Consider the following 8,653-nt stretch of genomic DNA (forward strand, 5'->3'; position numbering starts at 1 on the left):
AAATTAGTGCCACCCCCGCCGCACCGGTTGCGTCGCCCCCGCCGCCGATCCCGACGCCGACGACTACCGCCAGCGCGCCGACTCAGCCCGTGCTCACGCCCGAAGCCGAGCGGGGCGAAACCGGCGCGCGCGATGTCCTGCTCGACTTCGCCCGCGCGATCGAGCTGCGCCGCTTCGATCAGGCCTGGGCGCTGCTGAGCCCCGCCGACCGCCGCAAATGGAGCCGGTCGGACTTCCGAAGCCTGTTCGCGGACTTGCGCAAGCCGATTGTCGCGGTCCCCACCGGCACGCTGGAGGGCGCGGCGGGATCGTCTTACTACACTGCGCCGGTCACGATCACCGGCACCGACCCCTCGGGCCGTCCGGTGCGGATCGAAGGCGAGGCGGTGTTGCGCCGCGTCAACGATATCGACGGGGCCACAGCTGCGCAGCGTCGCTGGCACTTCCAGTCGCTCAGGCTCGACTGGACCCACTGACCGCCCGCGCGATTCCGACTCGCAAACGTCATGCAGCGCTGGCATCCCGTGACGCGATGCGAAGCCTGATCCTCTTTTCTGCTGCCGCGCTGGCCACCCCCGCTGCGGCGCAGCTGCGCGCCGTGCCGACCCAGCCCGAATCGGAAGCCGCCGCGCTGCGCGGGGTCGAGGTGATCCTGATCAATGAAGGCACCAGCGCCGTCCCCGCCGAAGGGCCCCGCACGCTCGAGGTGACGGCTGCCGACGGCACGCGCCTGATCCTCGAGCGCCTGCCCGCGCCGGCTGCCACGATCGCGCCCGGCGGCTTCGCCAAGGCGCGCTACGTGCCGACCGGCTATGCCGCCCGCCCGGCGACCAAGCCGCTGCCCGGCGCGCCGCTCCCCGCCGGGGTCGGTGCGCCCTGGCCCGCCGATGCCCCCGCCGCCGCTCCGCGCAGCGCTGACGCCGGCGAGCGTGAGGCGCCGACCTCGGCTGGCACGCGATCGGGTTTTCTCGACCGCTTCTCCCCGCACGAACCCGTCTATGGTGCATTTGGCCTGGGCGACTCGGGTGGCAAGCTGCAGGTCAGCTTCGCGTTCCAGCCGATTGGCGGCGACGGCGCGTTCAGCCATCTGCGCTTCGCCTATACCCAGACGATGTTCTGGCGGCTCGACCTGCCCTCCGGCCCGTTCACCCACACCACCTATTCGCCCGAAATCTTTGTCGAGCGCGCGATCGATTCCAGCGCGACGATCGGGCTCGGCTGGCGACACGATTCCAATGGTGAGGGCGATGCGACCTCGATCGATTCGAACCGCATCTTCCTGCGCGCGACCAAGAGCTTCGACCTGGGCGACAATTGGCGCGCGGAGGTGACGCCCCAGGCCTGGGTCTATGTCGGTAAACAGGGGGTCGCCCCCGATCTCGACCGCTATTGGGGCAATGGGTCGCTCGGCCTTGCGCTGGTCAAGCCCGACAGCCTCAAGCTCGCGCTGACCGTGCGCGGCAGCCCCGAGAGCGGGCGCGGCGCGGCGGAGCTGTTCGCCTCCTACCCCCTTGCGCGGATCCGCGACCGTCTCGGCTTCTATCTCTTCGCTCAAGGCTTTACAGGCTATGGCGAAGCATTGGACGATCATCGCCGTCGCGACAGCCACGCCCGGATCGGGATCGCCCTGACCCGCTGAACGATATCAAGGAGAGATCCATGCGCCTGAAGCTCGCTCTTGCCGCCCTGATGCTGCCGCTCACCATGCCGGCCAGCGCCGCGCTTGCCCCGGGGGCCAAGGCGCCCGATTTCACGGCCAAGGGCGCGATCGCCGGGCGCGACTTCACCGTGCATCTGGCCAAGCAGCTGAAGAAGGGCCCGGTCGTGCTCTATTTCTTCCCCGCCGCGTTCACCCCGGGGTGCAGTGCCGAGGCGGCGGCGTTCGCCGCTGCGGTCGATGACTTCAAGAAAGCCGGTGCCGTGGTGATCGGCATGTCGGCCGATCCGGTGGACAAGCTGCGCGATTTTTCTGCCAAGGACTGCGCCGGAAAGTTTGCGGTCGCCAGCGCCAGCCCCGAAGTCATCCGCGGCTATGACGTCGCGCTGGGGCGGCAGATCGGGGGTCGCGACGCCACCAACCGCACCAGCTATGTCATCGCCCCGAACGGCAAGATCATCTACGCGCATAGCGACCTCAGCCCGGCGGACCATGTCCGCAACACCCTCGCCGCCGTGCAGAAATGGCGGGCGAGCAAGCGCGGCTGATCCGTTCCGGGCCGGTCTCGTTTCACCGGATATTAGCAGTTTGCGGACTAGATCGGGGGCGAACGGATCGGCGCGCAATGGGTGGGCCACGGGATCATGCGGAGGATGGGCAGGTGAGGCTGGCAAGGGCGTCACGTACGGACGAGACGGTTGATCCGGCGCGTCTGCTGTACGAGCGCATCGGCAGGTTCCTGTTCGACCAGCGGCTCGAACCCAGCCCCGCCAACTTCGCCTTTGCCTGGCATCTGCTGCACGATCCCGACGGACCGCTCGCCAAGGCGGTCGAAAATCTGACCGAAGGTGGCGTCCGGCTGACCCAGCGCGACATCGAAGCGCTGGGCTGCGAACCACCGACCAACACCGCCAAGGCGCGCGAGAAGGTCGATGGCCTGGTCGCCAAGACCCAGATGCAGGTCGAAGGCTTTCAGGACATGGTCCAGGCGATGCGCGCCGAGACGGCCGGCTTTGGCCGTGACCTTGCCGCCAGCGCCGATGCGATCCGTCGCTCGGGCGACGGGCCGATCGGGGTCGCGCTGGAAGAGGTCTCGCGCATCACCGGGGCGATGCTCGAACGTGTGCATCGTGCCGAATCGCAGCTGGAAAGCGCGACGCGCGAAGCGAGCGAGCTGCGCAGCGCGCTTGAAGAAGCGCGCGACAATGCCCGGCGCGACACGCTGACCGAATTGCCCAACCGCCGCGCGTTCGAGGAAGCATTCAGCGCGCAGCAGGCTTCAGGCGCGCGGCTATGCATCGCGGTGTGCGATGTCGATCATTTCAAGTCGGTCAATGACCGGTTCGGCCATGCCGTGGGCGACCGGGTGTTGCGCACCATCGCCCAGGCGCTGAGCGAAGTCTGTGTCGGCCATCTCGTCGCCCGCCATGGCGGCGAGGAGTTCGCGATCCTGTTCTCCGGGATCGGCATCGCCAAGGCACGCGACATCATGGAACATGCACGGTCGATGGTCGCGTCGAAACGCTATCGCCTGCGCGAATCCGATCTGCCGATTGGTGAGATCACCTTCTCGGCAGGCCTCACCCGCGTGCATATCGGCGAATCGCTGAGCGACAGCTTCGCGCGCGCCGATGCGAAGCTCTACGAAGCCAAGCACGCAGGCCGTAACCGCATCATCGGTGGCTGAAGGTTGGTAAAATTCGCCAACTCGTCCGGCGAATTACACCAATAATCTCAACAATAAAATTACAAAGCTAAGTAAATCAGTCACTTAGCGAAACTGGCACGGTCCCTGCAATCCTTCTGGCATCCCCGGCGGAATGATCCCCGGGAAGCAAAAGAGGGAATAACATCATGGCACTCCGTTTCGAAAGCTTCGCTCGTTCCGCCGTCGCTCTGCTCGGCGCCACTGCCTTCACCCTGGTGATGATCGCGAACACCGTCAGCCTCGGTCCGGTCGCCTGATCCACCGCATTCACTCAGGGAGACTTCACATGGTTCGTCATCTCTTCGTCGCGCTCGTGTCGCTCGGTCTCACCGCCGCCATGGTCGCCACCACCATCGCACCCCAGTCGGCAGGCTTCATCGCCTGACCGGCGGGGGTGCGCCCCCGCTTCACGCGGGTCGCGCATCCTCTGCCTGTGCGGGCTCGCCGTCCCCGCGCTTGATGAAGCTGATCCGCCCCTCGGGCTCCAGGATCGCCCAGGCAACATCGCGGACATGCGCAATTCCTGCCAGCCGCATCTCCGATTCCACCTCACGCCGCGTCAGCCGGTCGCGTTTCAGATTGGCCTCGATCAGCGCCCCGTCGCGGATCAGCACGCGCGGCTCGCCCTCGATCGCCCGCTCCGCGCGCGGCCAGCGATAGCTGACCCACCCAAGCACGCTCGCCCAAAAGGCAAAGGTCGCGATCGCCAGCGTCGCGCCGGTCAGGCTGAAATCATTATGCGTGATCCCCTGCTGGATCAGGTCGCCCAGCACCACCAGCATCACCAGCTCGAACGGCGTCATCTGCCCTAGCTCGCGCTTGCCCATCAGGCGCAGCAGCCCGAACAGAATGGCGAACATCACACTGGCGCGGATCACGATATCCATCAGGGCAGTACCGTGACGTGCAGCGGGATCGCCGCCAGCTGGCGCTCGCCATTCAGCACCGCGACGCTGCCTTTGGTCCCGGCGAACAGCGGCGGGTTGATCTGGCCATCGATTTTGATGTCGAGGGTGTCGCCGGGCTTCAGCGGGCCATAGTCGAACCGGAACGCGCCGTCCTTGAACGATTCTTCGCTCGGTGCCGGGACCATCGTGTTGATCGTCATGTCGCGCCACAGCGTCGCATCGACCGCGATCATCGCCTTATCGATCGGCCCACGCGCGGTGACGCGGATCTGCGTCTCGAAGAACTCGCCATTGCGGATGACGCGCGGGGTGCGGATCTCAAGCCGTGCCATGTCGCCTGTGGCAATGACCGGCCGTATCTTGCCCCCGCCGAACAGCCCGAGCAATGCGGCCAGCATCAACGCACTCAGCAGGATCAGCGCCAGCCAGCGCCGCCGCCCGCGCCCGGTTCCGGTCGCCGGATCGGCATGCGATTCGGATATGCCATCCGGAAAGGAGGAGGCGGTGGTGTCGTTCATCCCGACCGTAACGAACATCGCCTCACCCGGTTGCGCGGAACCGCTGGCTCCACCCCCGGTTGATACGCCGGGCGGGGGTCAGATGGAGCGCAGCATGATCGACACCGCCGAAATGATTCACGAAGATGCGCTGCCGGGCGAGGAGCGCAAGCTCGACCCCAAGCCGCAATGGCAGCCGCGCTACCCAGGTTCGGGCAGGCTCGAGGGCAAGGTCGCGCTGATCACCGGTGCGGACAGCGGCATCGGCCGCGCAGTCGCTGCACTGTTCGCACGCGAAGGAGCCGACATTGCCATCCTCTATCTGCTCGAAGACGCCGACGCCGAAGAGACGAAGCGCATCGTCGAGGCCGAGGGCCGCCGCGCGATCCTGATCAAGGCCGATGTCGGATCAAGGAAGATGTGCGACCGCGCGGTTGAACAGACGATCGACGCCTTCGGGCGGCTTGATGTCCTCATCAACAATGCGGGCGAACAGCACCCCGACAAGGACATTCGCGACATTACCGAAGAGCAATTGCTCCGCACCTTTCAGACCAACATCTTCGGCATGTTCTACCTTGTGCAGGCCGCACTTCCACACCTGAAATCGGGCGCCGCGATTGTCAATTGTACATCCGTGACCATGTATCAGGGCTCGGCCGAGCTGCTCGATTATTCGAGCACCAAGGGTGCGATTACCGCATTCACCCGCTCGCTGTCGGAAAATCTCATCGAGCAGGGCATTCGCGTCAACGCCGTCGCGCCCGGCCCGATCTGGACCCCGCTCAACCCCTGTGGCGGGGCATCGCCGGAAAAGCTCGAGAGTTTCGGCGAGGATACGCCGATGGGTCGCCCGGGCCAGCCGAATGAGGTTGCCCCTGCCTTCCTGTTCCTGGCGTGCGAGGATACGAGCTACATGTCGGGACAGGTCTTGCATCCCAATGGGGGCATCATCGTCAATGGCTGACCCAAGGGCCGATTGACCGGAACCGCATGGCGGCGCATCTGGGCCGCCATGCGCTTCTTCTCCGACAATGCCGCCCCCGCCTGCCCCGAGGTGATCGCGGCGCTCTCCGCCGCCAATGTCCAGGACACCGCTTACGACGGCGACCGCTGGAGCGCGGCGCTCGATGCGCGGTTTTCGGCGCTGTTCGGAATGGAGGTTGCAGTGCTGTGGGTGCCGACCGGCACCGCCGCCAACTGCCTCGCGCTCGCCTCGCTCTGCCCGCCTTTTGGCGGCGTGGTCTGCCACCGCGAGGCGCATATCCAGATGGACGAGGGCGGGGCGCCCGAATTCTACACCCACGGCGCCAAGCTCATGCTGGCCGAGGGGCCGGGCGCAAAGCTGACCCCCGACGCGATCCGCGCGGTGCTCGACGCGGTGAAACCCGGCGTCCACTGGGTTCAGCCGCACGCCATCTCGATCACCAACGCGACCGAATATGGCCTTGCTTACAGCCCGGACGAGGTCGCGGCGATCGGGGAGCTGGCGCGCAGCCGGAACCTCGCGCTGCACATGGACGGCGCGCGCTTCGCCAATGCGGTCGTGCATCACGGCTGTGATCCGGCGGATGTAACGTGGCGCGCCGGGGTCGATGCGCTGAGCTTCGGGTTCATCAAGAATGGAGGCATGAGCGCCGAAGCGCTCATCTTCTTCCGCCCCGACCTTGCCGAAACCTGCAAGATGCGGCGCAAGCGCGCGGGGCATCTCCAGTCCAAGGGCCGCTATCTCGCGGCGCAGCTGATCGCGATGCTCGACGACGATGTCTGGCTGCGCAACGCCCGCGCCGCCAATGCCGGGGCGGCATTGCTGGGCCGGGCCGCGCCGCACCGGCTGGTGCATCCGGTCGAATCCAATGCCGTGTTCGTGCGGCTCAGCCCCGAGGAGGCCGCAGCGCTGCGTGCCCAAGGCTTCGACTTTTACGACTGGGGCGTGGGCGAGGCGCGCTTCGTCGTCGCCTGGGATCAGGACGATGCGGCGGTCGCCCCACTCGCTACGGCGCTCGCCGCGCTGTGAGCGAAGGCGCGCCAGCGGCCCCACGGCCCAATTCGACGCGGCTCGCGGTGCTGATCCCGTTCGGCATCGTCACGCTGATTTGGGGGTCGACCTGGCTGGTCATCACCGGCCAGCTCGGCGTGGTGCCACCGACCTGGTCGGTCACCTATCGCTTCCTCGTCGGCGGGGCGGCGATGCTGGTTTGGGCGGCATGGTCGCGCCAGCCGCTATGGCTCGATGCGCGCGGCATGAGGTTCGCGGCGTTGCTCGGGCTGATGCAGTTCGTGCTCAACTTCAACTTCGTCTACCGCGCGGAGATGCACGTCACCTCGGGCCTGGTCGCCGTGGTGTTCGCGCTCCTGCTCGTCCCCAATGCGATCCTGTCGCGCATCTTTCTGGGCCAGCTTATGGGGCGGCAGCTGCTGGTCGGATCGGTGGTGGCGGTGACCGGCGTCGCTTTGCTGTTCGTGCATGAGCTTCGCCGCGATCCGGCGGGCGCCGGCGAAGTCTATTACGGCATCGGCCTGACCCTGATCGGCGTGCTGTGCGCCTCGGTCGCCAATGTGATGCAGGCGACCGAGACATCGAAACGCTATCCGATGGCAACGACGATCGCCTGGGCGATGCTGCTCGGCGCGGCAATGGACGGCAGCTTCGCCTGGCTCACCACCGGCCCGCCGGTGTTCGAATGGACCGCGACGTATATCGCGGGCGTGCTCTATCTCGGCATCGTCGCGTCCGCGGTGGCCTTCCCACTCTATTTCGGGATCATCCGCATCATCGGCCCGGCCAAGGCGGCCTATTCGAGCGTGCTGATCCCGGTGATCGCGATGCTGCTCTCGACGATTTTCGAGGGCTATCGCTGGTCGCTGCTGGCGGGAGCGGGCGCGGCGCTGGCCGGGGTCGGGCTGGTGGTCGCGCTCAAGGCGCGCAGGCCTGCGCGGTAATCGGCAAAGCGCGGCGACCAGTTCAGCACGCGCTTCGCCTTGCCGTTCGCGACGCGGCGATTTTCGGCGTAGAAAGCGCGCGCCTGCGGCGACAGTTGCGCATTGGCCAGCGGGACGAGCGGCGGGACGGGCAGACCGAGCACGCGGCATCCGAACGCGATCACCTCGGACTGCGGCGCGGGTTCGTCGTCGGAGAGGTTATAGGCCCCGGGCGGCGCATCGAACCCGGCAATGACCCCGGCGGCAAGGTCGGTGACATGGATGCGGCTGAACACCTGCCCCGGGACATCGATCCGCCGCGCCTCGCCTGCGCAGATGCGGTCGAGCGGTGAGCGGCCCGGTCCGTAGATGCCGGGCAGGCGGAACACGCGCGCACCCAGCCCCAGCCACGCTGTATCCGCTGCCGCGCGCGTAGTGCGCCGCCCGGTCCCGGTCGGTGCGCTCTCATCGACCCACGCGCCCTGCGCATCGCCATAGACTCCGGTCGAGGACAGATAGCCGAGCCACGCCCCGCTATCCGCCAGCTCCGCGGCATAGGCGGCCAGCACCGGATCGGCCTCGTCCGGCGGGATCGAGGACAGGATATGCGTCGCCTGCGCAATCTCAAACCGCACCCGGTCGGCATCGTCGAAGGCAAGGTTCCCCGCGCGACCCGTCGCCACGATCCGAGCGGCGGGCAGCGCGGCGGCGATATGCCGCGCGCTGAATCCAAGACCGAAAATGAGGAGGCGCATCACGCCTCCACGATCCGGTTCAGCTCACTTCGCGCCATAGCCGTTGTACAGCGTCCCGAAGAAGTCACCCTTCTTCCACGCCGGACGCGCATCCGCATCGGCAATCTCGCGCGCGATCGCGTAATTCGCCTCGATGAAGCGCACGCCCTGATCCCACAGGATTTCGGGGTTGGTGATCTCGTCCGACGGGCGGTGATAGCGGCTCG

The 8,653-nt window shown here is 66.9% G+C and carries 10 protein-coding genes and 1 pseudogene; 7 read left to right on the forward strand and 4 right to left on the reverse strand.

Going from position 1 to position 8,653, the window contains the following annotated elements; genetic code table 11:
- The 4 genes from AX681_RS22385 to AX681_RS06725 all read left to right on the forward strand — a co-directional run.
- Positions 1–476 (forward strand): hypothetical protein (locus AX681_RS22385; RefSeq protein WP_197421820.1); only part of this gene is annotated, 476 nt, incomplete at its 5' end.
- Positions 477–532: 56 nt separating this feature from the next.
- Positions 533–1,639, forward strand: coding sequence for a phospholipase A (locus tag AX681_RS06715; protein ID WP_066657707.1), 1,107 nt, complete (start codon positions 533–535; stop codon positions 1,637–1,639).
- Positions 1,640–1,659: 20 nt separating this feature from the next.
- Positions 1,660–2,205: a peroxiredoxin gene (locus AX681_RS06720; protein ID WP_066657705.1), complete on the forward strand. Its 546-nt coding sequence runs from the start codon at positions 1,660–1,662 to the stop codon at positions 2,203–2,205.
- 113 nt (positions 2,206–2,318) lie between these two features.
- A complete protein-coding gene (locus AX681_RS06725) occupies positions 2,319–3,344 on the forward strand; it encodes a GGDEF domain-containing protein (protein WP_066657712.1) in 1,026 nt (341 codons plus the stop codon).
- A 428-nt stretch (positions 3,345–3,772) separates the two neighbouring features.
- Here the strand turns inward: AX681_RS06725 and AX681_RS06730 are convergent, their stop codons facing one another.
- Together AX681_RS06730 and AX681_RS06735 are read right to left on the reverse strand one after the other, a co-directional pair.
- On the reverse strand, positions 3,773–4,252 hold the full coding sequence (locus tag AX681_RS06730; RefSeq protein WP_066657703.1) for a DUF421 domain-containing protein: 480 nt from the start codon (positions 4,250–4,252) through the stop codon (positions 3,773–3,775).
- Positions 4,252–4,809, reverse strand: a complete 558-nt coding sequence (locus AX681_RS06735) for a hypothetical protein (protein WP_066657701.1) — start codon at positions 4,807–4,809, stop codon at positions 4,252–4,254. The genes AX681_RS06730 and AX681_RS06735 overlap by 1 nt, the downstream gene beginning before the upstream one ends.
- A gap of 76 nt (positions 4,810–4,885) precedes the next feature.
- Between AX681_RS06735 and AX681_RS06740 the strand changes: the two genes are divergently transcribed.
- From AX681_RS06740 to AX681_RS06750, 3 genes are read left to right on the forward strand one after another with little or no spacing between them, the layout of a single operon-like run.
- Positions 4,886–5,737 (forward strand): SDR family oxidoreductase, encoded by an 852-nt coding sequence (locus AX681_RS06740; RefSeq protein WP_066657709.1) that lies wholly within the window; start codon positions 4,886–4,888, stop codon positions 5,735–5,737.
- 48 nt (positions 5,738–5,785) lie between these two features.
- On the forward strand, positions 5,786–6,787 hold the full coding sequence (locus AX681_RS06745) for a threonine aldolase family protein (RefSeq protein ID WP_066657699.1): 1,002 nt from the start codon (positions 5,786–5,788) through the stop codon (positions 6,785–6,787).
- A complete protein-coding gene (locus AX681_RS06750; RefSeq protein WP_066657697.1) occupies positions 6,784–7,713 on the forward strand; it encodes a DMT family transporter in 930 nt (309 codons plus the stop codon). Before AX681_RS06745 ends, AX681_RS06750 begins: the two co-directional genes overlap by 4 nt.
- On the opposite strand, the gene AX681_RS06755 is transcribed toward AX681_RS06750, so the two are convergent.
- Both AX681_RS06755 and AX681_RS22390 read right to left on the reverse strand, forming a co-directional pair.
- Positions 7,623–8,447, reverse strand: coding sequence for an NAD(P)-dependent oxidoreductase (locus AX681_RS06755; protein ID WP_066657696.1), 825 nt, complete (start codon positions 8,445–8,447; stop codon positions 7,623–7,625). The genes AX681_RS06750 and AX681_RS06755 overlap by 91 nt on opposite strands.
- 24 nt (positions 8,448–8,471) lie before the next feature.
- A pseudogene (locus tag AX681_RS22390) lies at positions 8,472–8,653 on the reverse strand (aminopeptidase); the annotation flags it as partial.

Origin of the sequence: Sphingomonas sp. CCH9-E2, from assembly GCF_001557215.1 — a bacterium.
Taxonomy (GTDB): domain Bacteria; phylum Pseudomonadota; class Alphaproteobacteria; order Sphingomonadales; family Sphingomonadaceae; genus Sphingomonas.